The organism is Rhodovulum sp. YNF3179, assembly GCF_050586465.1.
In the GTDB taxonomy this organism is placed as follows: Bacteria; Pseudomonadota; Alphaproteobacteria; order Rhodobacterales; family Rhodobacteraceae; genus CAJXYS01.
In genome coordinates, this window is sequence record NZ_JBOCEG010000003.1 from 115,699 (window position 1) to 141,619 (window position 25,921).

23 protein-coding genes are annotated in these 25,921 nt (G+C 69.5%); 16 read left to right on the plus strand and 7 right to left on the minus strand.

The window, feature by feature from the left end:
- Position 1: 1 nt before the first annotated feature.
- Positions 2–1,402, minus strand: coding sequence for an aspartate aminotransferase family protein (locus ACQ5SP_RS05860; protein WP_430937405.1), 1,401 nt, complete (start codon positions 1,400–1,402; stop codon positions 2–4).
- A gap of 221 nt (positions 1,403–1,623) precedes the next feature.
- Here ACQ5SP_RS05860 and ACQ5SP_RS05865 point away from each other — a divergent pair, with 221 nt between their 5' ends.
- Both ACQ5SP_RS05865 and ACQ5SP_RS05870 read left to right on the plus strand, forming a co-directional pair.
- On the plus strand, positions 1,624–2,448 hold the full coding sequence (locus tag ACQ5SP_RS05865; RefSeq protein WP_430937407.1) for a bifunctional allantoicase/(S)-ureidoglycine aminohydrolase: 825 nt from the start codon (positions 1,624–1,626) through the stop codon (positions 2,446–2,448).
- A 114-nt stretch (positions 2,449–2,562) separates the two neighbouring features.
- The gene (locus ACQ5SP_RS05870; RefSeq protein ID WP_430937409.1) at positions 2,563–3,567 is read left to right on the plus strand and encodes a type I glyceraldehyde-3-phosphate dehydrogenase; all 1,005 of its coding nucleotides are present in this window, start codon (positions 2,563–2,565) and stop codon (positions 3,565–3,567) included.
- Here the strand turns inward: ACQ5SP_RS05870 and ACQ5SP_RS05875 are convergent.
- Entirely contained in the window at positions 3,558–4,526 is a 969-nt protein-coding gene (locus ACQ5SP_RS05875) for a LysR family transcriptional regulator (RefSeq protein WP_430937411.1), read from the minus strand. The two genes, ACQ5SP_RS05870 and ACQ5SP_RS05875, sit on opposite strands and share 10 nt — an antisense overlap.
- Positions 4,527–4,621: 95 nt before the next feature.
- On the opposite strand from ACQ5SP_RS05875, the gene ACQ5SP_RS05880 reads away from it, so the two are divergent.
- The 11 genes from ACQ5SP_RS05880 to ACQ5SP_RS05930 all read left to right on the plus strand — a co-directional run bounded on the left by ACQ5SP_RS05880 (position 4,622) and on the right by ACQ5SP_RS05930 (position 16,488).
- On the plus strand, positions 4,622–5,488 hold the full coding sequence (locus ACQ5SP_RS05880; RefSeq protein WP_430937413.1) for an ABC transporter permease: 867 nt from the start codon (positions 4,622–4,624) through the stop codon (positions 5,486–5,488).
- Complete coding sequence (locus tag ACQ5SP_RS05885; protein ID WP_430937415.1) at positions 5,488–6,273, plus strand: ABC transporter permease; 786 nt, start codon at positions 5,488–5,490, stop codon at positions 6,271–6,273. Before ACQ5SP_RS05880 ends, ACQ5SP_RS05885 begins: the two co-directional genes overlap by 1 nt.
- Before the next feature lie 55 nt (positions 6,274–6,328).
- Entirely contained in the window at positions 6,329–7,471 is a 1,143-nt protein-coding gene (locus tag ACQ5SP_RS05890) for an ABC transporter substrate-binding protein (protein WP_430937766.1), read from the plus strand.
- 135 nt (positions 7,472–7,606) lie between these two features.
- Positions 7,607–8,692 (plus strand): ABC transporter ATP-binding protein, encoded by a 1,086-nt coding sequence (locus tag ACQ5SP_RS05895; protein WP_430937417.1) that lies wholly within the window; start codon positions 7,607–7,609, stop codon positions 8,690–8,692.
- On the plus strand, positions 8,689–10,044 hold the full coding sequence (locus ACQ5SP_RS05900; protein WP_430937419.1) for an aspartate aminotransferase family protein: 1,356 nt from the start codon (positions 8,689–8,691) through the stop codon (positions 10,042–10,044). Before ACQ5SP_RS05895 ends, ACQ5SP_RS05900 begins: the two co-directional genes overlap by 4 nt.
- A gap of 10 nt (positions 10,045–10,054) precedes the next feature.
- Positions 10,055–10,981 carry a 3-keto-5-aminohexanoate cleavage protein gene (locus ACQ5SP_RS05905; protein WP_430937421.1) on the plus strand — a complete coding sequence of 309 codons (927 nt, stop codon included), beginning with the start codon at positions 10,055–10,057 and terminating at the stop codon, positions 10,979–10,981.
- Between the two features lie 3 nt (positions 10,982–10,984).
- Positions 10,985–11,467 carry a GNAT family N-acetyltransferase gene (locus tag ACQ5SP_RS05910; protein WP_430937423.1) on the plus strand — a complete coding sequence of 161 codons (483 nt, stop codon included), beginning with the start codon at positions 10,985–10,987 and terminating at the stop codon, positions 11,465–11,467.
- Positions 11,464–12,486: a histone deacetylase family protein gene (locus ACQ5SP_RS05915; RefSeq protein WP_430937425.1), complete on the plus strand. Its 1,023-nt coding sequence runs from the start codon at positions 11,464–11,466 to the stop codon at positions 12,484–12,486. Before ACQ5SP_RS05910 ends, ACQ5SP_RS05915 begins: the two co-directional genes overlap by 4 nt.
- Entirely contained in the window at positions 12,483–13,604 is a 1,122-nt protein-coding gene (locus tag ACQ5SP_RS05920; protein WP_430937427.1) for an NAD(P)/FAD-dependent oxidoreductase, read from the plus strand. The genes ACQ5SP_RS05915 and ACQ5SP_RS05920 overlap by 4 nt, the downstream gene beginning before the upstream one ends.
- A 1-nt stretch (position 13,605) precedes the next feature.
- Entirely contained in the window at positions 13,606–13,959 is a 354-nt protein-coding gene (locus ACQ5SP_RS05925; RefSeq protein WP_430937429.1) for a RidA family protein, read from the plus strand.
- A 108-nt stretch (positions 13,960–14,067) separates the two neighbouring features.
- On the plus strand, positions 14,068–16,488 hold the full coding sequence (locus ACQ5SP_RS05930; protein ID WP_430937431.1) for a GcvT family protein: 2,421 nt from the start codon (positions 14,068–14,070) through the stop codon (positions 16,486–16,488).
- 131 nt (positions 16,489–16,619) lie between these two features.
- Here the strand turns inward: ACQ5SP_RS05930 and ACQ5SP_RS05935 are convergent, their stop codons facing one another.
- The 4 genes from ACQ5SP_RS05935 to ACQ5SP_RS05950 form a co-directional block, all read right to left on the minus strand.
- Positions 16,620–17,381, minus strand: a complete 762-nt coding sequence (locus tag ACQ5SP_RS05935) for an SDR family NAD(P)-dependent oxidoreductase (RefSeq protein ID WP_430937433.1) — start codon at positions 17,379–17,381, stop codon at positions 16,620–16,622.
- Positions 17,382–17,447: 66 nt separating this feature from the next.
- Complete coding sequence (locus tag ACQ5SP_RS05940) at positions 17,448–18,491, minus strand: succinylglutamate desuccinylase/aspartoacylase family protein (RefSeq protein WP_430937434.1); 1,044 nt, start codon at positions 18,489–18,491, stop codon at positions 17,448–17,450.
- Positions 18,491–19,396 carry a 30S ribosomal protein S6--L-glutamate ligase gene (gene rimK / locus ACQ5SP_RS05945; RefSeq protein WP_430937435.1) on the minus strand — a complete coding sequence of 302 codons (906 nt, stop codon included), beginning with the start codon at positions 19,394–19,396 and terminating at the stop codon, positions 18,491–18,493. The genes ACQ5SP_RS05940 and rimK overlap by 1 nt, the downstream gene beginning before the upstream one ends.
- The gene (locus ACQ5SP_RS05950) at positions 19,393–19,905 is read right to left on the minus strand and encodes an ATP-dependent zinc protease family protein (RefSeq protein ID WP_430937436.1); all 513 of its coding nucleotides are present in this window, start codon (positions 19,903–19,905) and stop codon (positions 19,393–19,395) included. The genes rimK and ACQ5SP_RS05950 overlap by 4 nt, the downstream gene beginning before the upstream one ends.
- A 159-nt stretch (positions 19,906–20,064) precedes the next feature.
- On the opposite strand from ACQ5SP_RS05950, the gene ACQ5SP_RS05955 reads away from it, so the two are divergent.
- From ACQ5SP_RS05955 to ACQ5SP_RS05965, 3 genes are all read left to right on the plus strand, one after another.
- Positions 20,065–21,591, plus strand: a complete 1,527-nt coding sequence (locus ACQ5SP_RS05955; protein ID WP_430937437.1) for a class I adenylate-forming enzyme family protein — start codon at positions 20,065–20,067, stop codon at positions 21,589–21,591.
- Positions 21,588–22,391, plus strand: a complete 804-nt coding sequence (locus ACQ5SP_RS05960; protein WP_430937438.1) for a 3-hydroxybutyrate dehydrogenase — start codon at positions 21,588–21,590, stop codon at positions 22,389–22,391. Before ACQ5SP_RS05955 ends, ACQ5SP_RS05960 begins: the two co-directional genes overlap by 4 nt.
- 107 nt (positions 22,392–22,498) lie before the next feature.
- On the plus strand, positions 22,499–22,651 hold the full coding sequence (locus tag ACQ5SP_RS05965; RefSeq protein WP_430937439.1) for a hypothetical protein: 153 nt from the start codon (positions 22,499–22,501) through the stop codon (positions 22,649–22,651).
- 1,266 nt (positions 22,652–23,917) lie between these two features.
- On the opposite strand, the gene acs is transcribed toward ACQ5SP_RS05965, so the two are convergent.
- Positions 23,918–25,876, minus strand: a complete 1,959-nt coding sequence (acs, locus tag ACQ5SP_RS05970; RefSeq protein ID WP_430937440.1) for an acetate--CoA ligase — start codon at positions 25,874–25,876, stop codon at positions 23,918–23,920.
- Between the last annotated feature and the right edge of the window lie 45 nt (positions 25,877–25,921).

A 25,921-nucleotide genomic window follows, 5' to 3' on the forward strand; every position in this document is an offset into this window, starting at 1 on the left:
CTCAGCCGGCGGTCATCAACCCGTCCGCCTCGAGCCCCTTCTTCGCGGTGTCGAGCGCCTGCACGGCCCGCTCGATCAGCAGGTCGATCTCTGGCTTGTCCAGGATCAGCGGAGGCGAGACGATCATGCTGTCGCGGACGTTGCGCATCACGAGCCCGGTCTGGAAGCAGATGTCGCGGGTTCGCAGGCCCACCGTGCCCACCGGCGCGGCGAAGGGCGCGCGGCCGGCCTTGTCGGGCGTCAGTTCCACCGCGGCCAGCATGCCCTTGACGCGGGCCTCGCCCACCAGCGGGTGGTCGGCCAGCTGCAGCCATTTCTCGGCCAGGTAGGGCGCGGCGGTGTCGCGCACATGCTCGACGATGCCGTCCTCCTCGAGGATGCGCAGGTTTTCCAGCGCCACCGCCGCGGCGACCGGGTGCCCGGAATAGGTGTAGCCGTGGTAGAACTCGCCATGGGCGTTCAGCACCTCGGCCACGTGGCGGGTCACCATCGAGCCGCCGATCGGCTGGTAGCCCGAGGACAGCCCCTTGGCGATGGTCATGATGTCGGGCCGGATCGCGTAGGTTTCCGAGCCGAACCAGGCACCGGTCCGCCCGAAGCCGCAGATCACCTCGTCGGCGATCAGCAGGATGTCATGGGCGTCGCAGATCCGCTGGATCTCGGGCCAGTAGCTCTCGGGCGGGATGATGACGCCGCCCGCGCCCTGGATCGGCTCGGCGATGAAGGCCGCGACGTTGTGCTCGCCCAGCCGGTGGATCTCGGCCTCGAGCTGGCGCGCGCGTTCGCGGCCGAACGCCTCGGGGTCCATGTCGCCGCCCTCGCCGTACCAGTAGGGCTGGTCGATATGGGTGATGTCCGGAATCGGCAGCCCGCCTTGCCCGTGCATCGCCTGCATTCCGCCAAGGCTGGCCGCGCCCACCGACGAGCCGTGATAGGCGTTCTTGCGGCTGATGATCACGCGCTTCTCGGGCTTGCCGCGCGCCGCCCAGTAGGTGCGGGCGAGCCGGATATTGGTGTCGTTCGCCTCCGACCCGGACCCGGCGAAGAAGACGTGATCCAGGTCGCCGGGCGCGAGATCGGCCAGCCGCTTGGCCAGCGCGATCACCGGCGGGTGCGAGGTCTGGAAGAAGGTGTTGTAATAGGGCAGCTCGCGCATCTGGCGCGCGGCGGCCTCGGCCAGTTCGTCGCGGCCATAGCCGATATTCACGCACCAGAGCCCGGCCATGCCGTCGAGGATCTCGTTGCCGTCGCTGTCGGTCAGGAAGGCGCCCTCGGCCCGCGTGATGATCCGCGCCCCCTTGGCATTCAGCGCGTCGCCATGGGTGAAGGGGTGCAGGTGGTGCGCGGCGTCGGTCGCCTGCATCTCCGCGGTGGGCGGGAAATTGCTGCGGGGCGTGTTCATGCGGCCTCTCGGATTGGACGTGTCGGGTTCGCGCGCGATGATACGGGGGGCAGCGGCGGGTTCAATCGGATTTCGCGCGATCGCCGCATTATCAAGTTTTGCCAGAAGGCCCTTTCGGACGCCCGGCGCGCGCCGGGCATTGGTTTGGCCGGGCGAAGCTGGATAATGGGCCGCACCCCTTCGACCGGGCCGGGCGGGGCCGGCGCAGCACAGGCGAGACCATGAACGAGCCCAGATACGCCGCGCCGCCGGGCGGCCATCCCGGCCAGCACGAACTGCTGACCGGCCGCGCCGTCTTCACCGAGGCCTATGCCGTGATCCCGCGGGGCACGATGCGCGATATCGTGACCTCGAACCTGCCGCACTGGACCGGCGCGCGGGCCTGGATCCTGGCGCGGCCGCTCTCGGGCTTCGCGGAGACCTTCGCGCAATACGTGGTCGAGCTGGCGCCGGGCGGCGGGTCCGACCGGCCCGAGCCGGACCCCGAGGCGCAGGCGGTGCTCTTCGTGATGGAGGGCGCGGTGACGCTGACCCTGGACGGCGCGGGCCACGAGATGGGGCCGGGCGGATATGCCTACATCCCGCCGGGCGCGCGCTGGGCGGTGCGCAACGCGGGCGCGGCCGCGGCGCGGTTTCACTGGGTGCGCAAGCGCTACGAGCCGGTGGCGGGCATCGACCGCCCCGCCGGATTCGTCGTGAACGAGCGCGACATCGCGCCGGTGCCGATGCCGGGAACCGAGGGGCGCTGGGCCACGACCCGTTTCGTGGATCCAGACGACATGGGCCATGACATGCATGTCAACATCGTCACCTTCGCGCCCGGCGCGGTGATCCCTTTCGCCGAGACCCACGTGATGGAGCACGGGCTCTACGTGCTCGAGGGCAAGGCGGTCTACCGGCTGAACCGCGACTGGGTCGAGGTCGAGGCCGGCGACTTCATGTGGCTGCGCGCCTTCTGCCCGCAGGCCTGCTATGCCGGCGGTCCTGGGCGATTCCGCTACCTGCTCTACAAGGACGTGAACCGGCACCCGCGGCTGGCGCTCTGACCGGGCGCGGTCCGCGGGACCTTGCGGTCGCGGCGCAGTCGGTCGATCTTGCGCGCGACAGAGGAATCGCGGCCGGGGCGCCATCCGCCCCGCCGCAGGGCCGCGGGGCAGGGCATGACGACACGCATCGCCATCAACGGGTTCGGACGTATCGGCCGGTCGGTCCTGCGCGCCTGGCTGCAGGCGCCGGAGGCCTGGCCGGGGCTCGAGATCGTCGCGATCAACGATATCGCGGGGCTCGAGACCTGCGCCTATCTCTTTGCCTATGACAGCGTCTTCGGGCGCTACCCGGGCACGGTGGAAGAGGCGCCGGGCCACCTGGTCGTGGACGGCCGCGCGATCCCCTTTACCCAGGCGGGCGACGTGACCGCGCTGGAGCTTGGGGGCGTCGACATGCTGTTCGACTGCACCGGCCGCGCCAAGAGCCGGTCCGTCGCGGCCCGCGCGTTGGACGTGGGCGCGGGCCGGGTCCTGGTCTCGGGGCCGTGCCCGGACGCCGACTATACCGTCGTGCTGGGCGCCAACGCGGCGGGGCTCAGCGGCGATCAGCGCGTGGTCTCGAACGCCTCCTGCACCACCAACGCGCTGGCGCCGCTGGCGCGGCTGCTCGACGACGCCTTCGGGATCCAGACCGGTTTCATGACCACGATCCACTGCTACACCGGCAGCCAGCCGACGGTGGACGGCCCCCGCGGCGACCTGGCGCGGAGCCGGGCGGCGGCGCTGTCGATGGTACCCACGACCACCAGCGCCGAGAAGCTGACCGATCTCGTCCTGCCGCAACTCGCCGGCCGGCTGGAGGGCGCGGCGGTGCGGGTGCCGACGGCGAGCGTCTCGGCGGTGGATCTGACGGTGATGCCCCGGCGCCCGGTCACCGCCGAGGCGGTCAACGCCGTGCTGCAGGCCGCGGCGGGCGGCCCCGAGGCCCATGTCTTCGGCTACACCGGCAAGCCGCTGGTCTCGTCGGACCTGCGCCAGCTGCCGCAATCGGTGATCATGGCCGGACCCGAGACGCGGGTGACGGCGGGCGGCATGCTGCGGGTCTATGGCTGGTACGACAACGAATGGGGCTTCTCGAACCGGATGCTGGACGTGGCGCGGCTTTGGGCTCAGCTGTAGGTGCGGGCCTCGATCGGCGTGGCCTCGATCCGGGCCTGCAGGTCGGCCAGCAGCGCTTCCTCGGCCCGGTTCATCCGGGCGCGTGGGTTCCAGATGATATGCACGTCGATGGCCGGCATCCGCTCGTAGGGCGGCAGTTGCCAGAGCAGCCCGTCCTCGATGTCGCGGCGCACCACATGCATGGGCAGGGGCCCCACGCCGAGCCCGGCCACGATCATCCGGCGCACCTCCTCGAGATGGGCCGAGGTGCCGACGATCCGCTCCTCGAGTTCGGCCTCGGCGCGCATCATGGCCACCGGGCGCAGCGCGTCGGACATGCGGTCCGTGACGAAACTGACCGAGGAATGGCCGGCGAGATCGGCCATGGCCAGCCCGCGCCGGCCGAAGAGCGGGTGCGGCGGGCCGCAGAACAGGCCGAAATACTCGCGGTAGAGCCGCCGGTATTCGAGCTTGGGGCTGCGGTCATGCACCAGGCAGACCGCGAGCGAGGCGCGCCGGGCGGTGACGGCGCCCACCGCCTCGCGGCTGGCGGAGACGTCGATGGAGATCGTCGCGGCCGGGTGGCGGCGGTGAAAGGCCGTGAGGGCCGCGTCGAAGACCGGGCAGACGACATGGCTGGCCATGGCGATGCGGACATGGCCGCGCACCTCGTCGGAGACGTCGCGCACCAGCGTGCCGAGGCGCAGGATCGCGCCGTGGATCTCCACCGCCTCGCGGTAGAGCAGCTTGCCGGCCTCGGTCAGCGCGAAATGGCCCGGCTTGCGCTCGATCAGGCGTTTGCCGAGCCGGTCCTCCAGCCGCTTCAGCGCGGCCGAGAGGGTGGGCTGGGTCAGTCCCAGCCGCTCGGCCGCGGCGGTGACGGACTCGGCCTCGGCCAGCACCACGAAGGTGCGCAGCAGGTTCCAGTCCAGATCGCGGGCGAGGCGTTCGTTCAGCTCGGTGCGGGGAACGTCGACCATAGATACAGCCTATAGCTACAATTCCGAATATCTATTTGATCAATGTGTGCGGCTTTGCCACGCTCCGATCAAGCAAGAAGTGCAAAGGGACGGTCATGACGGTCGAAGCGCGCGAGGCGCGGCAGCCCTGGATCCTGCTCTCCCCGGCCTTGTCGGCGGTGGCGCTGCTGCTGTTCGTGCCGCTGATCTTCATCGTCGTCTACAGTTTCTGGCTGCGCAGCGCCGCCGGCGCTGACCAGGTCGGGTTCTACCTCGACAACTGGCAGGAAGCACTCAGCGATCCGTTCTACCGCGACATCCTGCTCAACACGCTGAAGATCGCGGCGATCACCACGCTGGTCTGCGCGCTGATGGGCTACCCGGCGGCCTATTTCATCGCCCGCTCGAGCGGCAACAAGGCGGTGCTGCTGCTGTTGCTGATGCTGCCGTTCTGGATCAGCTACATCATCCGCACGATGAGCTGGATCAACATCCTCGGCGTGTCGGGGGCGTTCAACTCGGCGCTGATGGCGGTCGGCATCCTCGATGAGCCGGTGCAGATGCTCTACAACGAGACCACCGTGATCCTCGGGCTCGTGCATTTCCTGCTGCCCTTCATGGTGCTCAACGTCTTCGTCAGCCTCGACGGGATCGACCGCAACCTCGAGGACGCGGCGAACTCGCTCGGGGCGACGAAATGGCAGGCCTTCACGCAGGTCACGCTGCCGCTGTCGCTGCCGGGGCTGGCGGCGGGCGGGCTGCTCTGCTTCGTGCTCGGGGCCGGAACCTACATCACGCCGCTGGTCCTGGGCGGACCCACCGACGCGATGTTCGCCAATCTCGTCTACGAGGCGATCATCACCCAGCTGAACTGGCCGCTCGGCTCGGCGCTCAGCCTGATGCTGCTGGCGGTGCTGGGGGCGCTGGTGCTGATCTACAACCGCTATCTCGGGATGGCGCAGCTGATGAAGGGGCTGGGCTGATGGGCTGGCAGCTGGTGCGTTTCTGGACCCTCCTGGTCTATACCTTCATGTTCCTGCCGGTGGCGGTGGTGGTGCTGCTCAGCTTCAACGCCAGCCAGTTCGGCAGCTTCCCGATGACGGGTTTCTCCTTCCGCTGGTTCATCGAGCTGGCCCAGAACGAGGCGATCCTGCGCGCCTTCCGCACCTCGATCGTGCTGGGGCTGATGACGGCGGTGATCTCGACGACGCTGGGCGTCCTGGCGAGCCTGGCGCTGGTGCGCTACCGGGTGCCCGGCGCCAACATGATCTCGACGCTCCTGATCGCGCCGATCCTGGTGCCCGAGGTGGTGCTGGCCGTCGCGCTGCTGCTGTTTCTGAATTTCCTCAACGTGAACAAGAGCTTCACCCTGCTGCTGGCGGGGCATGTGATCTTCACGCTGCCGTTCGTGATCCTCGTGGTCCAGGCCCGGCTGGTGGGCATCAAGCGGGACGTGGAGGAGGCCGCGATGAGCCTTGGCGCCAGCCCGCGCCAGACCTTCTTCCAGATCACGCTGCCGCTGATGATGCCGGCGGTGGCGGCGGGGGCGCTCTTTGCCTTCACGATCAGCTTCGACGACATCACCGGGACGCTGTTCTGGAAGCCGGGCGGGGTGGAGACGGTTCCGACCCAGATCTTCGCCATGCTCCGGAACTCGATCAGCCCGGAGATCAACGCGCTCGGGACAGTGATGATCCTGCTGACCGTCGGGCTCCCCCTGCTGGGGCTGGCGATCGCCCGACGCATGTCGACCAAGCGCGGCGGATAGAACCGCGCCCCACCCATAACGAGACAGCACCGACAAGGAGAGTAAGATGAAGAAAATGGACAATACCACCCGCTACGAGCGGTTGCGCGAGCGCTACCAGAACGGCGATCTCGACCGGCGCTCTTTCCTCGGCCTGATCGGCGCGGCCGGCCTGGCCTACGGCGTTCAGACGCCGTTCGCCAAATATGCCAACGCGCAGTCGGTCAGCCAGGTGCGCTTCGACGGCTGGGGCGGTGTCGTCTCCGAGGCGTTCCGCGAGCACGCCTTCGATCCCTACACCGCCGAGACCGGGATCGAGGTGGTGGACGGCACCTTCTCGGGGGGCGACGAGTACCTGGCGCAGGTCCGCGCCAGCCAGCCCGGCGAGTACAACATCGCCCATCTGTCCGGCGTGTTCGACTACGCGCGGTATCACAACTTCGAGCTGACCACCGCGCTCAATCTCGACAACATCCCCAACATGGAGCTGGTGATGACCCGGCTGATCGAGCCCTACCGGGCCGTCACGCCGGACGCGCTCTCGGCCGTGCCCTACGACTACGGGACCACGGGCCTCGCCTATAACCGCAAGTACATCTCGGACGAGGAGATGCGCGAGAAGGGCGCGTCGATCCTGATCGACGAGGCCTACAAGGGCAAGATCGGCGGCTGGTCCGACTGGCGCACCCGGGTGTGGTACGGCGCGCTCCAGACCGGGCAGGATCCCAACAACATCGAGGACATGGACGCCGTCTGGGACGCCATCCGCCAGCACCGCGACCTGGCGCTGAAATACTGGGGCTCGGGCGCGGAGCTGATGAGCCTGCTGGCCGAGGAGGAGATCTACGTCACCGAGGGCTGGTCGGGCCGGATCGCCGCCCTGCAGGAGCAGGGCCACGACATCGGCTACTACGACCCGCCGAACGGGTTCGGCTGGCAGGAATGCCTCTTCGTCATCAAGGGCTCGCCTGTGGAGGCCTGCGAGGAGCTGCTCAACTTCATGCTGGCGCCCGAGACCTCGATCGCGGTGGCCGAGGGTCAGAACTACCCGCCGGCGCTGGACGGCACGAAGGTCGACCTGGGCGACAAGATCCCGACCCTGCCGGCCTACGACCCGACCGGCACGCTGTCGGGCCTCACCTTCGCCGATCCGCAGTACTGGAACGGCAACGAGGCCGAGTGGTCCAAGACCTTCGGCCGCGTCCAGAAGGGCTACTGAGCCCCGCGCGCGTCCCGACCTCCCCCGCCCGGGGGAGGAACGGCGCGATCCACGACACCCGGGGCGGCCGTCGCGCGGCCGCCCGCGACCGCCCCCGGAAGGGCGCCGCGCCAAGACAACGAGAGGAGTCCGGCCATGAGCGCCGTCACGCTCACCGACATCGTCAAGCGCTTCGGCGATTTCACCGCCGTCCACCGCATGTCGCTGGAAATTCCCGAGGGCGGTTTCGTCACGCTGCTCGGCCCCTCCGGCTGCGGCAAGACGACGACGCTGCGCATGGTGGCCGGTCTTCTCGACCCGTCGGAGGGCGAGATCGCCATCAAGGGCAAGCGCGTCAACGAGGTGCCGATCCACAAGCGCAACCTTGGCATCGTGTTCCAGAACTACGCGCTGTTCCCGCACAAGACCGTGGCCGAGAACGTGGCCTTCGGACTCAAGTATCGCGACGTGCCGAAGAGCGACATCGCCCGCCGCGTGCAGGACGCGCTGGAACTGGTGCAGCTGCCCGACGTGGGCGAGCGCTATCCCAAGGCGCTGTCCGGCGGCCAGCAGCAGCGGATCGCCCTGGCCCGCGCGGTGGTGATCGAGCCCGACGTGCTGCTGCTTGACGAACCGCTCTCGGCGCTGGACGCCAACCTGCGCGAGGACATGCGGGTCGAGCTGAAGCGCATCCAGGACCGGATCGGCGTGACCACCATCTTCGTCACCCACGACCAGTCGGAGGCTCTGGCCATGTCCGACGAGATCGTCGTGATGTCGAACGGCCGGGTCGAACAGGTCGGCCCCCCGGAGGAGGTCTACAACACCCCCTCCAGCGAATTCGTGGCGCGTTTCCTCGGTGCCTCCAACATCCTGGAGGCCAGCGCCGAGGGCCGCGCGAACGGCACCGTCACGCTGGACGTGCCGCATTTCGGACGGATCGGCGTGCCCGCCGAGCGCGCGCCGCAGATCGCCGGGGCGGGCCCGGCCAAGCTGGTGCTGCGCGCCGAGAAACTGACGCTGGCCAAGCCGGGCACCGCGCCCGAAGACGCCGTCACGGTCGACGGCACCGTCGAGACGGTGGACTACCAGGGCCAGGCGGTGCGCTATTTCCTGCGTATCGGCGACGCGCAGTTCCAGGCCATCAACATGATCGACGGACACCCCTTCCACGAGGGCGACGCGGTGTCGGTGATCCTGCGTCCCCGCGATTGTTCCGCGCTTCCGGGAGGCACGGCATGACGCAGGCGCCGAAAAGCCATCTCTTCTACCAGTCCCGCCGGCGGCGCCCGATGCTCGACCAGGCGCGGGGCGTCTACATGTGGGATGTCGAGGGCCGGCGCTACCTCGACGGCTCCTCGGGGGCGATGGTCTGCAATATCGGCCATTCCGACCCCGCCGTGCTGGAAGCCATGCGCCGGCAGATGGATAAATCGACGTTCGGCTACCGGCTGCACTTCGAAACCGAACCGGCCGAGAAACTGGCCGCCCGGACCGCCGCGCTGGCGCCGGAAGGGCTGGAGAAGGTGTTTTTCGTCTCGGGCGGCTCCGAGGCCGTCGAGAGCGCGATCAAGCTGGCCCGGCAATACGCGCTCGCCATCGGCGAAAGCCAGCGCTGGAAGGTGATCTCGCGCTTCCCGTCCTATCACGGCTGCACGCTGGGCGCGCTGGCGCTGACCGGCTACGCGCCGATGACCGCGCCCTTCGACCCGATGATGCGCTCGATGCCCAAGATCCCCGCGCCGCGCGCCTATCTCGACGGGCGGGACCCCGACGATCCGGCGACCGGCCATTACTACGCCGACATGCTCGAGGCCCGCATCCAGGAGGAAGGCCCCGAGACCGTGCTCGCCTTCATGGTGGAGCCGGTCGGCGGCGCCTCGACCGGGGCGCTGGTGCCGCCGGCGGGCTACATGCAGCGCATCCGCGAGATCTGCGACCGCTACGGCGTGCTGCTGATCCATGACGAGGTGATGTCCGGGGGCGGGCGCACCGGGGCCTTCTTCGCGGCCCAACACTGGGGAGTCGCGCCCGATATCCTCGTCGTCTCCAAGGGCTTCGCCGCTGGTTACGCGCCGCTCGGCGCGATGGTCGCGCATGAGCGCATCGTCGAGCCGGTGCTGGACGCGGGCGGCTTCATCCATGGCTTCACCTATGCCGGCAACCCGCTGGCCTGCGCGGCCGGACTCGCCGTGCTGGAGCAGATCGAGACCCAGGGCATGATGGCGAACGCGGCCCGGATCGGCGCGATGCTGAAGACCCGGATGACCGGGCTGATGGATCGCTACGACTTCGTGGGCGACGTGCGCGGCAAGGGCCTGCTGCTGGCGTTCGAGCTGGTCGCGGACCGCACCAGCATGCGCCCGCTGCCGCGCGGCTACGCCGCCTTCGACCGGGTGGTGGAACTGGCCTATGCCAACGGGCTCATCATCTATTCGCGGCGGACCCGCGGCGGCTACGAGGGCGACCATTTCCTGGTCTGCCCGCCGATGATCGCGACCGAGACCCACGTCGACGAGATCATGGAAGGGCTGACCGCGGCGCTCGATGCCTTCGCCGCCGAGATCACGCCGGTCGCCGCCGCGACCGGCTGAGGAGAGGCCCATGTCGAAGATCATGATCACCTGTGCGGTCACGGGCTCCATTCACACGCCTTCCATGTCGCCCTACCTGCCGGTCACGGGCGAGGAGATCGCCGGCCAGGCGATCGACGCGGCGCGGGCGGGGGCGTCGATCCTGCACCTGCACGCGCGCGACCCCGAGACCGGGCGTCCCTCGGCCGACCCCGCGCATTTCATGGGCTTCCTGCCGCGGATCGCGCGCGAGACCGACGCGGTCGTGAACATCTCGACCGGGGGCAGCGCGGTGATGAGCCTCGAGGATCGTCTCGCCGCGCCGAAACAGGCCGCGCCCGAGATGTGCTCGCTCAACATGGGGACGATGAATTTCGCGCTCTACCCGATGGCGGCGAAGATCACGGACTGGATACACGACTGGGAAAAGCCGTTCCTGGACGATTCCGACGACCTGATCTTCAAGAACACGCCCCGCGACATCGCGCATGTGCTGACCGAGATGGGGCAGAAGCGCGGCGCGCGCTTCGAGTTCGAATGCTACGACATGGGGCACCTGACCATGCTGGCCCACTTCGCCGATCGCGGGCTGGTGGAGCCGCCCTTCTTCATCCAGTTCGTTTTCGGCGTGCTGGGCGGCATGGCGCCGGATCCCGAAAGCCTGACGCACATGAAACGGCTGGCCGACAAGCTGTTCGGCGACGGCTACGAGTTCTCGGTGCTGGCCGCGGGGCGGCAGCAGATGCCCTTCGCCGCCATGTCCGCGGGAATGGGCGGGCATGTGCGCGTCGGGCTGGAGGACAGCCTGATGATCGCCCGCGGCGCGCTTGCGACGTCCAATGCCCAGCAGGTCGAGAAGGTGCGCGGCATCGTCGAAGGCCTCGGGCGCACGGTGGCCACCCCCGACGAGGCCCGCGCGATGCTGGGGCTCAAGGGCCGCGACGGGACCGCGTTCTGAGCCATGGACGGGATCGCGATCCGGCAAGCGACACCCGCGGATGCGGGGCGGCTGAACGCGGCGCTGGCGGCGCTTTCGGCGGATCTCGACGATCCGCACGCCGCCGATGCGGACCTTCTGGCGCGGGCGATATCCGGGGCGGCGCCGGCCGCCCACGCCCTGCTGGCCGAGGGGACGACGGGCCTGCTCGGCGCGGCGCTTTACTCGCCGCTGGTCTCGACGGCCCGGGGGCAGGCCGGGGTCTATGTCTCTGACCTCTGGATCGCCGACGCCGCGCGGGGGCAGGGGCTTGGCCGGCGGCTGCTGGCGGCGGTGGCGCGCGACGCGGCCCGGCGCTGGCGCGCGGGCTTCATCAAGCTCGCCGTCTACGAGGACAATCCCCGCGCGCGGGCCTTCTACGACCGGCTCGGCTTTACCCCGGCGGCCCGCGAGCAATACATGAGCATGCAAGGAGCCGCGTTCGAGGCCCTGAAAGGAGACCCATGAAAGCCCTGTTCGACGACCGCCAGTGGGTCCACGACCCCAAGCATTTCATGGCCAACGGCACCGTGCTGCCGAGCCCCGAACAGCCTCGCCGGATCGAGGTGCTGAAGGCCGGGGCCGCGGCCGCCGGCTGCAGCTTCGAGACGCCGGAGGATGCCGGGATCGCGCCGATCGCGGCGGTGCACACCCCCGAATACCTGGTGTTCCTGCAGAACATCTATACCCGCTGGCGCCGGATCGAGGGCGCGGGCGACGAGGTGATCCCGAACATCCATCCCGACAGCCGATCCTGCGGCTACCCGAAATCGGCCGTGGGGCAGGCGGGCTGGCACCAGGCCGACACGGCCTGCCCGATCTCGTCGGGGACCTGGGAGGCCGCCTACTGGTCGGCGCAGACGGCCATCGCCGGGGCCGACCGCCTGGTGGCCGGGGAACGGGCGATCTACGCGCTGTCGCGTCCGCCGGGGCACCACGCCTATGCCGATCTCGCCGGGGGATTCTGTTTCCTCAACAATTCGGCCATCGCGGCCGAACGGCTGGCCGCCGCCGGCCGACGCCCCGCGATCCTCGACGTGGACGTGCATCACGGCAACGGCACCCAGGGGATCTTCGAGTCGCGGGGCGACGTGCTGACCGTCTCGATCCACGCCGATCCCGAGCGGTTCTATCCGTTCTTCTGGGGCTACGCGCAGGAACGCGGCACGGGTGCGGGGCGCGGCGCGAACCTGAACCTGCCGCTCGCGCGGGGCACCGGCGACGATGCCTATCTCGAGACGCTCGATCGCGCGCTGGACCGCATCCGGGCCTTCGGCGCGGACGTCCTGGTGGTGGCGCTCGGGCTCGACGCCTATGAAAACGACCCGCTCAAGGGGCTGGCGATCACGACGCCGGGCTTTGCCCGGATCGGCGCGGCCATCGCGGGGCTTGGACTCCCGGCGCTGATGGTGCAGGAGGGCGGATACCTGTCCGAGGAACTCGGGCACAATCTCACGCATTTCCTGACCGGCTACGAGGGCGCATGACCGAAACGGCGGACATCCTGGTGATCGGCGGCGGTATTGCCGGCATCGGCGCGGCGGCCGAGATGGCCGGGGCCGCGCGCGTCACCGTGCTCGAGGCCGAGCACGCCATCGGCCGCCATTCCACCGGGCGCTCGGCGGCGATCTTCATCCGCAACTACGGTAACGCCACGCTGCGCGCGCTCAACGCGGCCGCGGCCCCGGTCTTCGACTCGCCGGGCGAGATCGCGGAGGAGAGCCTGCTCAGCCCCCGCGGCGAGATGTTGCTCGCGGCCGAGGACGAACTCGCCGCGCTCGACGACTACCTCGAGGGCGCCGAGGGAATGGAGCGGCTGACCCCGGAAGAGGCCGCGGCCATCGTGCCGATCCTGAGGCCGGGCGCCATCGCCGCCGCCGCCATCGAGCCCGACGCGCAGGACATCGACGTGGACCGCTTCCTGCAAGGATATGCGCGGCTGCTGAAACGCCGCGGCGGCCGGATCGCGACCGGTGCGGGCGTCACCGCCATCGCGCGGGTGGGCAGTACCTGGCGGGTCGAGACGCCGGCCGGCGCCTTCGCGGCGCCGGTGCTCGTCAACGCCGCCGGGGCCTGGGCAGACGATGTCGCGCGCCTGGCCGGTGTGCGGCCGGCCGGGCTCCGGCCCTGCCGGCGCTCGGCGGCGATCCTGCCCGCGCCCGAGGGCCATGGCATCGACCGATGGCCGCTCTTCGCCAGCGTGACGGATGCCTGGTACGCCAAGCCCGAGGCCGGCAAGCTGATGGTCTCGCCGGCCGACGAAGACCCGGTCGACCCGCATGACGCCTGGCCCGAGGACATGGTGCTGGCCGAGGGGCTTTGGCGCTTCGAACAGGCCGTGACCATCGAGGTGACGCGGGTCGAACGCAGCTGGGCCGGTCTGCGCAGCTTCGTCCCCGACCGCACGCCCGTGGCCGGTTTCGCCCCCGACGCCGAGGGGTTCTTCTGGCTGGCGGGGCAGGGCGGCTACGGCATCCAGACCGCGCCCGCGCTCTCGCGCCTGGCGGCCGATCTGGTGCAGGGCCACGCGCCGGTTCTGGCCCCCGAGGTGGTCGCGGCGCTGGCGCCGGACCGGCTGATTTCACCTGAAAAAGCAAGGATTTGACATGACCGACATCACCCGCCTCGACCCCGGCCCGCGCATGAGCCAGGCCGTCATTCACAACGGCACCGTCCATCTCGCCGGGCAGGTCGGCGCGCCGGGGGGCAGCGTCACCGCCCAGACCACCGCCATCCTCGAGAAGATCGAGGCGCTGCTCGCGCGCTGCGGCTCGGACAAGTCGCGCATCCTCTCGGCCACGATCTGGCTCGCCTCGATGGAGGACTTCGCCGAGATGAACGCCGTCTGGGATGCCTGGGTCGACCCCGGAAACCCGCCCGCCCGCGCCTGCGGAGAGTCGCGGCTCGCCACCGACGAGCTCAGGGTCGAGATCATGATCGTCGCCGCACAGGCCGGCTGAGGGCCGGTCAGAAACCGTCAGCAGCCCCCGGCCATTTGTCGCGATCTGGCGGTTTCGACGGGGCCGGGCTGCGATGCTGGACCCCGTGACAGAGGCAACGGGGCAACGATGAAAACCCACGCACAGGCAGTGGTGATCGGCGGCGGGGTCGTCGGCTGCTCGATCCTTTACCACCTCGCGAAGCTCGGGTGGCAGGACGTCGTGCTGCTGGAACGCGACGAGCTGACCAGCGGCTCCACCTGGCATGCCGCGGCCAATATCCACGGGCTGCACGACAACACCAACATCTCGCGGATGCAGTTCTACACGATGCATCTCTACAAGGCGCTCGAGGCCGAGACGGGCCAGGGCTGCGGGGTGTTCCAGCCGGGCTCGCTCTACCTCGCCCAGACCGAGGCGCGCGAACACCAGCTTCGCCTGCAGGAAGCCAAGGCGCGCCTTTACGGCATCGACTTTCACGAGGTCACCCGCGCCGAGGCCGAACGCCTGCACCCGCTGGTCGATTTCGACGGCGTGCGCTGCATCATGTTCGAACCCGAGGGCGGCAATGTCGATCCTTCGGGCGTCACCGCCGCCTATGCCGCCGGCGCCCGGGCACGGGGGGCGGAAATCCACCGTTTCACCCCCGTTACCGCGACCGAACAGCAGCCCGACGGCAGCTGGATCGTGCGCACGCCCAGGGGCGACATCCACACCGGCTGGGTGGTGAACGCCGCCGGGCTCTGGGCGCGCGAGGTGGCGGCGCTGGCCGGGATCACCCTGCCGCTCGTGCCGACCGAGCACCAGTATTTCGTCACCGAGACCATGGCCGAGATCGCCGCGCTCGACCGGCGGCTGCCCTCGGTCGCGGACCGCGACGGCGAGTATTACCTGCGCCAGGAAGGCAACGGGCTGCTGGTGGGCGCCTATGAGCGCGACATGCGCTTCTGGGCCGAGGACGGCACGCCGCAGGGCTTCGGGCATGAGCTTTTTCCCGACGACCTGGACCGCATCGAGGAAAACATGATGCGCGCCATCGACCGGGTGCCGGCGGTGGCCGCGGCGGGCATCAAGCGGGTGATCAACGGGCCGATGATCTGGTCGCCGGATTCGGCCGCGCTCTTCGGCCCGGTGCCGGAACTGTCCAACTATTTCTGCTGCACGGGCATCATTCCCGGCTTCTCGCAATCGGGCGGGCTGGGGCTGATGTCGGCGCAGTGGATGATCGAGGGCGAACCCGAGCGCGACCTCTTCGCCTGGGATCTCGCGCGCTTCGGCGACTGGGCCGACCGGTCCTTCACCCGCGCGCGGGTGGCCGACCAGTACGCGCACCGCTTCAAGATCCACTTCCCGAACGAGGAACGCGACGCCGGCCGCCCCCTGCGCACCCGCCCGGTCTACGAGACGCAGAAGGCGATGGGCGCGGTCTTCGGGCTCAATTACGGCTGGGAACATCCGCAATGGTTCGCCGGCACGCCCGCGGCCGCGCGCGAAAGCTACGGCTTCACCCGGCAGGACTGGTGGGCGCCGGTCGGGCGCGAGGCGCGGATGCTGCGCGACGCCGCCGGGATCATCGACATCTCCAATTTCGCCAGGTACCGCGTCGCCGGGCCGGGCGCCGAGGCCTGGCTGAATGCGCTCCTGGCCAACCGGATGCCGCGCGAGACAGGCCGCTCCTGCCTCGCGCCGCTGATCGGCAAGCGCGGCGGGATCGCCGGGGACTTCACCGTGACGCGGCTGGGCGACGCGGAATTCATGATGGTGGGCTCCGGCATGGCCGAGCGCTTTCACCGCCGCTTCTTCGACGCGGTGCCGCTGCCCGCGGACACCCGCTGGGAAAGCCGGACCGGGGCGCTCTGCGGCTTCAACGTCGCGGGTCCCAGGGCGCGCGAAATCCTCGCCGGGCTGACCGACGCCGATCTCTCGACGGCGGCGTTCCCCTTCATGCGCTCGCGCCGGATCGCGGTGGCCGGGATCGACTGCCTCGCGCTCCGCGTCTCCTTCACCGGCGACCTGGGCTGGGAGCTGCACTGCGCGACCGCGGACCAGGCCGCGCTCTACGCCGCGCTGCTGGAGGCCGCCGCGCCCTTTGGCGCCGGGCCGGTCGGCGCGCGGGCGCTGATGTCGCTCCGGCTCGAGAAGGGCTATGGCAGCTGGGGCCGGGAATACTCGCCCGAATACTGGCCGCAGGAATCCGGGCTGGAGCGGCTGGTGAAGCTCGACAAGGGCGATTTCCTGAACCGCGCCGCGGTCGCGGAGACGCTGGCGCGGCCCGCTCGCGAGCGCCTGGTCATGCTGGAGATCGACGCCGATGAGGCCGACGCTACCGGCGCCGAACCGGTGTTCCTGCCCGACGGCACCCCGGTCGGGCATGTCTCCTCGGGGGGCTATGGCTACCACGTGGAGAAATCGCTGGCGCTGGCCTATGTCGCGGCGGCGCATGCCGCGGCCGGCACGGAATTCGACGTCGCCGTGCTGGGCCGGCCCCACCGCGCTCGCCTTCTGGAGGCCGCGCCCTTCGATCCCGCGGGCGCGCGGCTGCGGGCCTGAGCGGCCCTCCGGGCCGCGTTTCGCGCTGCGCGCGAGGATATTTGGACCACTTGGAGGGGCAGGCGACACGCCCCCTCCGTCCAAGTGGCGGAAATATCCCCGCCGGAGGCCCGTATCGCCGCGAAGCGGCTTTACTTCGGCTGCAGCCGCACCGCCCCGTCGAGCCGGATCGTCTCGCCGTTCAGGTATTGCGTCTCGACGATCCAGCGCACGGTGCGGGCGAACTCCGCCGGGTCGCCCAGCCGCGAGGGGTAGGGGATGCCGGCGGCGAGCGCTTCCTGGAGCTCCTCGGGCATGGCCGCGACCATCGGCGTGCGGAAGATGCCCGGCGCGATGGTGTTCACCCGGATGCCGTGGCGGGCGAGTTCGCGCGCCGCGGGCAGGCCGAGCGCGGCGATGCCCCCCTTAGACGCGGCATAGGCGGCCTGGCCGATCTGGCCCTCGAAGGCGGCGATGGAGGCGGTGTTGACGATCACGCCGCGATCGCCCTCCGTCAGGGGAGCGGCCGCGGCCATCCGCGCGGCGGCAAGGCGCAGCATGTTGAAGGAGCCGACCAGGTTGACGCGCAGGACCGTCTCGAAGGCCTCGAGCGCCAGCGGCCCCTCGCGGCCGACGATCTTGCCCGCATCCGCGATGCCGGCGCAGTTCACCAGCACCCGCGCGGTTCCGTGCGCCGCCTCGGCCCTGGCGATGGCGGCCTCCGCATCGGCCGCGTCGGCCACGTCCGCCCCCAGCGCGAGGCCGCCGATCTCGTTGGCGACGCCGGATGCGGCGTCCGCGCGCAGGTCGAGCACGCCCACCCGCGCGCCCGCCGCCGCCAGCGCCCGCGCCGTCGCCGCGCCAAGCCCCGAGCCGCCGCCCGTCACGATCGCCGCCACACCGTCGAGTTGCATCTTCGTCTCCTTCTCTGGACCGTTGCGGGCGGCTCTAGCGGCTTGGGGCGGGCAGGGCAACGCCCGTCAGATGATCTCGTCCTCGTCGAAGAGCGGGTCGCCCTCGAGCTGGGTGGAGAGCCGGTCGACCGTCGCCTCGGGGTCGGGGTGTTCCTTGATCTGGGCGACGTGGAAGAGCGCGTCGCCCTCGTTGACCACGGGCAGGTTGGCGCGGCCCACGATCAGCCCGGCGGTGTCGGCGCGGATCTCTTCCTCGACCTCTCCGAAGGGTCCCGAGACCGCGCCCAGCAGCCCGCCATGGTCGACCTCCTCGCCGATCGACCGGAAGGGCCGGAACAGCCCGCCGGCCGGCGAGCGCACCCAGTAGGAGCTGACGGAATGCAGCGGCTGGGCCCGGGCCCGGGCGATGCCCTTGGCCGGCAGCATGCCCAGCTCGCGCATCACGCGCTGGATGCCGGCCGCGCCGGCGCGCGCGGCGTACTCGTCGAAACGCAGCGCCTCGCCCGCCTCGAAGAGCAGCATTTCCACGTCATGCTCGGCCGCCACGGCCCGGAGCGATCCCTCGCGCAGGCTGGAGGTCAGGATCACCGGCGCGCCGAAGGCCTCGGCCAGCGCCAGTGCGCGGGGGCGGCCCGGCGACACCCGGATCTGTGGCAGGTTGGTGCGGTGGATCGCGGCCGAGTGCAGGTCGATCCCCACATCGGAGCGCGCCACGACCTGGGTGACGAAGAGATCGGCCAGCCGCGCCGCGAGCGATCCCCGCACCGTGCCCGGGAAGGAGCGGTTGAGGTCGCGCCGGTCGGGCAGGTAGCGCGACTGGTGAATGAAGCCGAGCGTGTTGACGATCGGCACCGCCAGCAGCGTGCCGCGCAGCCCTGCCAGCGTTTTGGAGCGCAGCAGCCGGCGCACGATCTCGACCCCGATCACCTCGTCGCCGTGGATCGCGGCGCTGACGAAGAGCGTCGGTCCCGGGCGCTTGCCGTGGACCACGTGGACCGACATCGTCACCGGCGTGTGGTCGGACATGACGCTGACCGGCAGGTCCACCGTGCGCCGCGTGCCGGGCGCGACGGTGGTGCCGTTGATCTCGAACCCGGCGCGTGGCGCCATCAGCCGCGCCCCTTGGTCTTGGTCTTCCAGGGCTTGGCGTTCTTGGCGATGTAGTCGATCATCATGCCGGCGATGTCCTTGCCGGTCGCTTTCTCGACCCCCTCGAGCCCGGGTGAGGAGTTGACCTCCATCACCACCGCGCCGTGGTTGGAGCGCAGCATGTCCACCCCGCAGATATTGAGCCCCATGGTCTTGGCCGCGCGCACCGCCGTGGAGCGTTCCTCGGGCGAGATGCGGATCGCCTTGGCCGAGCCGCCCCGGTGCAGGTTGGACCGGAAATCGCCCTCGGCGCCCTGGCGCTGCATCGCCGCCACCACCCGCCCGCCGATGACGAAGGCGCGGATATCGGCGCCGCCGGCTTCCTTGATGAACTCCTGCACCAGCACGTAGACGCCGGTGCCGCGGAAGGCCTCGATCACCGACTTGGCCGACCGGTCGGTGTCGGCCAGCACCACGCCAATGCCCTGGGTGCCCTCGAGCAGCTTGATCACCAGCGGCGCGCCGCCGGCGAGGCGCAGCACCTCGTCGGTCTGCTTCGGGTCGTGGGCGAAGGTGGTGACCGGCAGCCCGATGCCGTCGCGCGCCAGCAGCTGCATGGAACGCAGCTTGTCGCGCGAGCGTTCGATCGCCACGGATTCGTTGACCGGGTAGACGCCCATCATCTCGAACTGGCGCAGCACCGCCAGCCCGTAGAAGGTGACCGAGGCGCCGATCCGCGGGATCACCGCGTCGTAGCCCAGCAGCTTCTCGCCGTTGTAATAGACCGAGGGCCGGCGCGCCGCCATGTTGATGTAGCACCGCGTCGTGTTGACGATGTCGAGTTCGTGGCCGCGATCCTCGGCGGCTTCCTTGATGCGCTTGTGCGAATAGAGGTTCGGGCTGCGCGACAGCATCGCGATCTTCATGCGGAGCTCCTTGTCTCGGCGGCGGATTTCCCCGGCGGGCCGGCCAAAAAGGAGCGGCCCGGGTTCACGAGGATGCGGCGTTTGCGGATGGCGGTCCGCCCGAGGATGATGTCGAAGGTCATCTCGGCGCGGTCCGCCAGGGACAGGTCGATGTGCCAGCGACGCGTGCCGAGCACAAGGGTCGTGCGGATCACGATCCGCCGCTCGGGCCGGCCGCTGGTGTTCTTGATCTCGCGTTCGTCGAGGATCGGCGCCTCGACCCGCGACGGCACGGCGTGGGGCACGGTGAAGGCGACCCAGCGCTGCCCTTCGCGGTCGAAGGTCACCTGGTCCTCGGCATGGATGGCCGAGGTGCGCGCGCCGGTGTCGATCTTGGCCTTCAGACGGCCGATGCCGAGATCCGGCAGGCCGATATCCTCGCGCCAGCCGATCTCCATGCGTGGTCGCGGGGCGGTGGTCTTGCCGTCCGGCGCCTTGGGCGCGCTGCGGCGGGCGATCTCTCCCGGCATGGGGCGGTGCGTCTCCCGTGTGGTCCGGTCTCCGAGCAAACAGCATGTATGGCCCGATTGAAACCGCCAATTTCCCGCCGCGCGGGCCGGCATCCCGAAAAGCCGCATTGCACCCTGCCGGTTTTGCTGCTGATCTTGTCCCGGGGAGGATGGCGCGAGATGAACCTGGCGAACTGGCTCGACCGGACCGCGGTGACCGCCGGCGCAAGCCCGGCGTTGCATCTCGGGACCGAGGTGATGGCGGATTACGCCGGCTTCCGGGGCCGGGCCGCGGGGCTGGCGCGCGGCCTGGCGGATCGCTTCGGCGTCGCGCCCGGCGACCGCGTCGCGCTCTTCATGAAGAACGGCCCCGACTATCTCGTGGCTTTCTACGCCGCCTGGTACGCGGGCGCGGCCGTGGTGCCGATCAACGCCAAGCTGCACGCCCGGGAGGCCGCGTGGATCCTGGGCGACGCGGGCGCGCGGCTGGCCGTCGCCACGCCCGAGCTGGCGGCGGAGCTTGCCGCCGCGGCGCCGGAGACGCCGGTGCTGGTCGCCGGTGACGCCGATTTCGAGGCGCTGGCCGGCTGCGCGCCCGTCGCCGCGCCCGCGCCGCGCGACCCGGGGGATCTCGCCTGGCTCTTCTACACCTCGGGCACGACGGGGCGGCCCAAGGGCGTCTGCATGACCCACCGGATGCTGGCGACGATGAGCCTCGCCTACCTCGCCCATGTCGATCCGGTCTCGGCGGAGGACGCGGTGCTCTATGCTGCGCCGATGAGCCACGGGGCGGGCATCTACAACATGATCCATGTCCTGAAGGGCGCGCGCCATGTCTGCCCGGCCTCGGGCGGGTTCGACGCCGGCGAGGTTCTGGAGCTTGCCGCCCGGCACGGGCGGGTGTCGATGTTCATGGCGCCGACGATGGTGCGCCGCCTCCTGGACACGGCGCGGGCGGCCGGGGACCGGGCCGAGGGGCTGATGACCGTGGTCTACGGGGGCGGGCCGATGTACCGCGCCGATATCGAGCAGGCGGTCGACTGGTTCGGGTCGAAATTCGTGCAGATCTACGGGCAGGGAGAATGCCCGATGTGCATCACCGCGCTCTCGCGCGCCGAGGTGGCCGACCGCGCGCATCCCCGCTGGCGCGCGCGGCTCGGCTCGGTCGGGCGGGCGCAGGCGCCGGTGGCGCTGCGGATCGGCGATGCCGAGGGCCGCCCGCTGCCGCCGGGCGAGATCGGCGAGATCATGGTGCGCGGCGACCCGGTGATGCCGGGCTACTGGCAGAACCCCGAGGCGACCGCGAAGACGCTCCGCGACGGCTGGCTGATGACCGGCGACGTGGGTTGGATGGACGAGGATGGCTACCTGACGCTGCAGGACCGGTCCAAGGACGTGATCATCTCCGGCGGGACGAACATCTACCCCCGCGAGGTGGAGGAGGTGCTGCTGACCCATCCCGACGTCCACGAGGTCGCGGTGGTCGGCCGCCCCGACGCCGAATGGGGCGAGACGGTGGTGGCCTTCGTGGTGCCGGCGCCGGGCGCCGGGCTCGACCCGGCGGCGCTGGACGCCCATTGCCTGGCGGAGATCGCACGCTTCAAGCGGCCCAAGGCCTACCGCGCGCTGCCCGAGCTGCCGAAGAACAATTACGGCAAGGTGCTGAAGACCGAACTGCGCAAACGACTGGAGGAGGACGGCCAATGACCGATCTGAGCGGCAAGACCGCGCTGGTGACCGGGTCCGTGCAGGGCATCGGGATGGAGATCGCCCGCGCGCTGGCGGGGGCGGGGGCGCGGATCGCGGTGCATGGGCTCGCCGGCGACGAACAGGCCCGCGAGGCCTGCGAGACGATGGAGAAGGCCGGCGCGCCCGCGGCGGAATTCTTCCCCGGCGACCTGCGCAACCCGACCCTGATCCGCGAGATGATGGCCGCCGTCCATGCCTGGGGCGGGACGGATATCCTGGTGAACAATGCCGGCATCCAGCACACGGCCCCCCTGGGCGAGATGCCCGCCGAGACCTTCGAGCAGATCATGGCCGTCAACCTGCATGCCTGTTTCCACACCATGCAGGCCGCGCTGCCCGAGATGGCCCGGCGCGGTTATGGCCGGGTGGTCAACATCGCCAGCGTGCACGGGCTGGTCGGATCGGTGAACAAGGCCCCCTATGTCGCGGCCAAGCACGGGCTGGTGGGCCTGTCCAAGGTGGCGGCGCTGGAATACGCCGCCGCGGGCGAGGCGGCCAAGGGCGGCGTGACCGTCAACTGCATCTGCCCCGGCTGGACCGAGACGGTGCTGATCGAGCCCCAGATCGCGGCCCGCGCCAAGGCCTTCGGCGGCGACCGTGACAAGGGGGTGGCGGACCTCTTGTCGGAAAAGCAGCCCTCGCGGCGGCTGTCGGACCCGTCGGAGATCGGCGCTCTGGCGCTCTGGCTCGCGTCGCCGGTGGCCCATAACGTGACCGGCACGGCGATCCCGGTGGATGGCGGCTGGACGGCGCAGTGACGCCGCGTCGGCGTTGATTTCCATCAAGGCGGGGCGGCGCCGGCCGGGGCAGGCTCGGCCCGTCCCGGGTCCGCCCGGCAGAGAGTGACAGGGAAAGGAGCCTACCCATGACCAGACCGAAGACCCGCATCGCCGCGCTTGCCCTCGCGCTCGTCTCCGCCGCCGCGCTCGCCGCCTGCACGCCCGCGCCGGAGGCATGCGAGCCCGGCGTGAAGGATCTGGGCCAGATCGACAGGGCGGTGCCCTCCGGCCAGTGCTGAGGGGCTGACCGACCCCCGCCCGGACGACCCGCCGGGCGGGGGGTGACGCGGGGCGCGGCGCGATGCGTGCGGAGCGCATGTTGGGGGGGTGGGCCGGTCGTGACGCTGCGAATGGAAGAGTGGGGAGCGGTCATTCGCTGCAGCCACGAAGTGGCATGGACAAGGTGAAGAAAGCGGGCGCTCGTAGGGTTGTTTTCACGCAAGACCCAACCCGTTACGACGTGGGCTGCTTCTGCTGCGTCTTGACTTGACCTATTGACGTCAAGACCGCGTTGTGGACACGGTTCAAACATTGATGTTCGCGTAGAGGTTCGTATGTATGCAGCGCCTTCCGCCCTAATCAAAGTTTCGTGGAAAACTAACTTCCGAGGCCTTCCTGCGGAGGGGAAAAACAACGCAATCGGGGGGATTTGCGGGACCGCATTCACGCTTTCGACTGGCATAGTTTTGACAGCGTCGCATCATCTCGACGAGCTATGGAAGCCACATAATGGCTTCGACGACTTTGACGTGTGGATCGGGCACGCTGACGGATCACACGAGTTGATCCGAAACGGCTGCTACGAACACTTTGAAGGCTTCGACATAGCCCGAATTGACTGCCGCGCACCAACTGCCAGGCTAACCGTGTCTACGAAGGCCCACGAAGACGTTACCGAAGGTTTGTGTTTAGGTTATGAGGCTAGCACTGCCCCGTTTGCTTGCGTAGTAAGCGATAAGCGAATTGTAGTTAAGGACCTCGCTCTTGAGCGTTCTCTTCTCCCATTCGCACCAACCTCCGCGGTTCGAAAAAAAATCGAATGCCGATCCGCTGATGTTTTTATTGACCAGAAGCGCGGTTACCTTCTTCAGCATCCCGCAACTATTGGCTTGTCGGGAGGTCCCATGGTCGATCCTGCTGATCACTCAGCCATTGCTGTCTGCTGCCTAGGGCTGCCCGTCGACGTTCGCCACAAACAAACCATTGGCGCGGTCGATCTTCGGGACCTTCCACTTTAGGCCCGCAAGCTTGACATTTCATATTCGGCGAACGTCCGGTTAGCGGGCTGCGACCGCAGCATCGCGATCCGGCACTGGATGTCTCCTTTGGGCCGTTCGCGCTCCGGCCCTTTTCCCCGGATAGGGTGATGGGTCAGACCGCGCCCCGGTGGCCGTCCCTCCACCGCCACCCGTGGCCCGCCGCGCACGCCCCCCATAAAAAAACCGGCGCCGAGGCGCCGGTTGCAGGGCCGCCGGCCGGGCAGGGTGCCCGGCCGGGCCGGGGGATCACTTGTTCATCCGGTTCTCGATCAGGTCGTCGACCACCGACGGGTCGGCCAGCGTCGAGGTGTCGCCCAGCGATCCGTGGTCGTTCTCGGCGATCTTGCGCAGGATGCGGCGCATGATCTTGCCGGACCGGGTCTTGGGCAGACCGGGCGCCCACTGGATCAGGTCGGGCTTGGCGATCGGGCCGATCTCGGTGCGGACCCATTTCTCCAGCTCCTTGCGCAGCTCGTCGCTGGGGGCCTCGCCATGCATCAGCGTGACATAGGCATAGATGCCCTGGCCCTTGATCTCGTGCGGGTAGCCCACCACGGCGGCCTCGGCCACCTTGGCATGGGCGACCAGCGCGCTCTCGACCTCGGCGGTGCCCATGCGGTGGCCCGAGACGTTGATCACGTCGTCCACGCGGCCGGTGATCCAGTAATAGCCGTCGGCGTCGCGCCGGCAGCCGTCACCGGAGAAGTAGTAGCCCTTGTAATGCTCGAAATAGGTCGAGACGAAGCGCGCGTGATCGCCGTAGACGGTGCGCATCTGCCCCGGCCAGCTGTCCTTGAGGCAGAGCACGCCCTCGGCCGCGGTGGTCTCGATCTCCTTGCCGGATTCGGGTTCCAGCACCACCGGCTGCACCCCGAAGAAGGGCCGGGTGGCCGAGCCGGGCTTGGTGGGCGTGGCGCCGGGCAGGGGGGTGATCAGGTGGCCGCCGGTCTCGGTCTGCCACCAGGTGTCCACGATCGGGCATTGCCCCTTGCCGACGACGTCGTTGTACCAGTTCCAGGCCTCGGGGTTGATGGGCTCGCCCACCGTGCCGAGGATCTTGAGGCTGGAGAGGTCGCAGCGGGTGACGAACTCGTCGCCCTGGCCCATCAGCGCGCGGATCGCGGTGGGCGCGGTGTAGAACTGGTTGACCTTGTGCTTCTCGCAGACCTGCCAGAAGCGGCTGGCGTCGGGGTAGGTCGGCACGCCCTCGAACATCAGCGTGGTCGCGCCGATGGCGAGCGGGCCGTAGACGATGTAGCTGTGGCCCGTGACCCAGCCCACATCCGCCGTGCACCAGAAGATGTCGCCCTCGTGGTAGTCGAAGGTCAGCTGCGTGGTGATCGCGGTATAGAGCAGGTAACCGCCCGAGCTGTGCACCACGCCCTTGGGCTTGCCGGTGGAGCCGGAGGTGTAGAGGATGAAGAGCGGGTCCTCGGCGCCGACCTCTTCGGCCGGGCACTCGTCGGAGACGGTCTTGGCCATCTCGTGATAGTCGAAGTCGCGCCCCTCGACCCAGGTGGTCTGGCCGCCGGTGCGCTTGACGACCAGCATCTTCGGATCATGGGTGGCATGCAGCAGCGCCGCGTCGGTGTTCGACTTGAGCGGCGTCTTGCGCCCGCCGCGCGGGGCCTCGTCGGCGGTGATGACCAGCTTGGCGTCGCAATCGTTGACCCGGTTGCCGAGCGCGTCGGGGCTGAAGCCCGCGAACACGACCGAGTGGACCGCGCCGATCCGCGCGCAGGCCAGCATCGCGTAGGCGGCTTCGGGGATCATCGGCAGGTAGATGACGACACGGTCGCCCTTCTGGACGCCCAGCTCCTTCAACACGTTCGCCATGCGGCAGACATGGCCGTGCAGCTCACGATAGGTGATGTGCAGGGCTTCGTCGGTCGGCTCGTCGGGTTCCCAGATGATGGCGGTCTGGTCGCCGCGCGTCTCGAGATGGCGGTCGATGCAGTTCGCGGCCACGTTCAGCGTGCCGTCCTCGAACCACTTGATGGACACGTCGGGGTAGGCGTAGGAGACGTTCTTCACCGTGGTGAAGGGCTTGATCCAGTCCAGCCGTGCCTTCGCCTGCTCGCCCCAGAACCCGTCGGGATCCTCGACCGAGGCCCTGTACATCGTCTCGTAGGTCTCGGCGTCCACATGCGCCTTCTTGGCGAAGTCCGGGCTGGGCGGATAGGTTTTGGCTTCACTGTCGGTCATGTCGGTAAGTCCTGTCCTGTCTTGTCCGGCCCCGGGCGCGCGGCC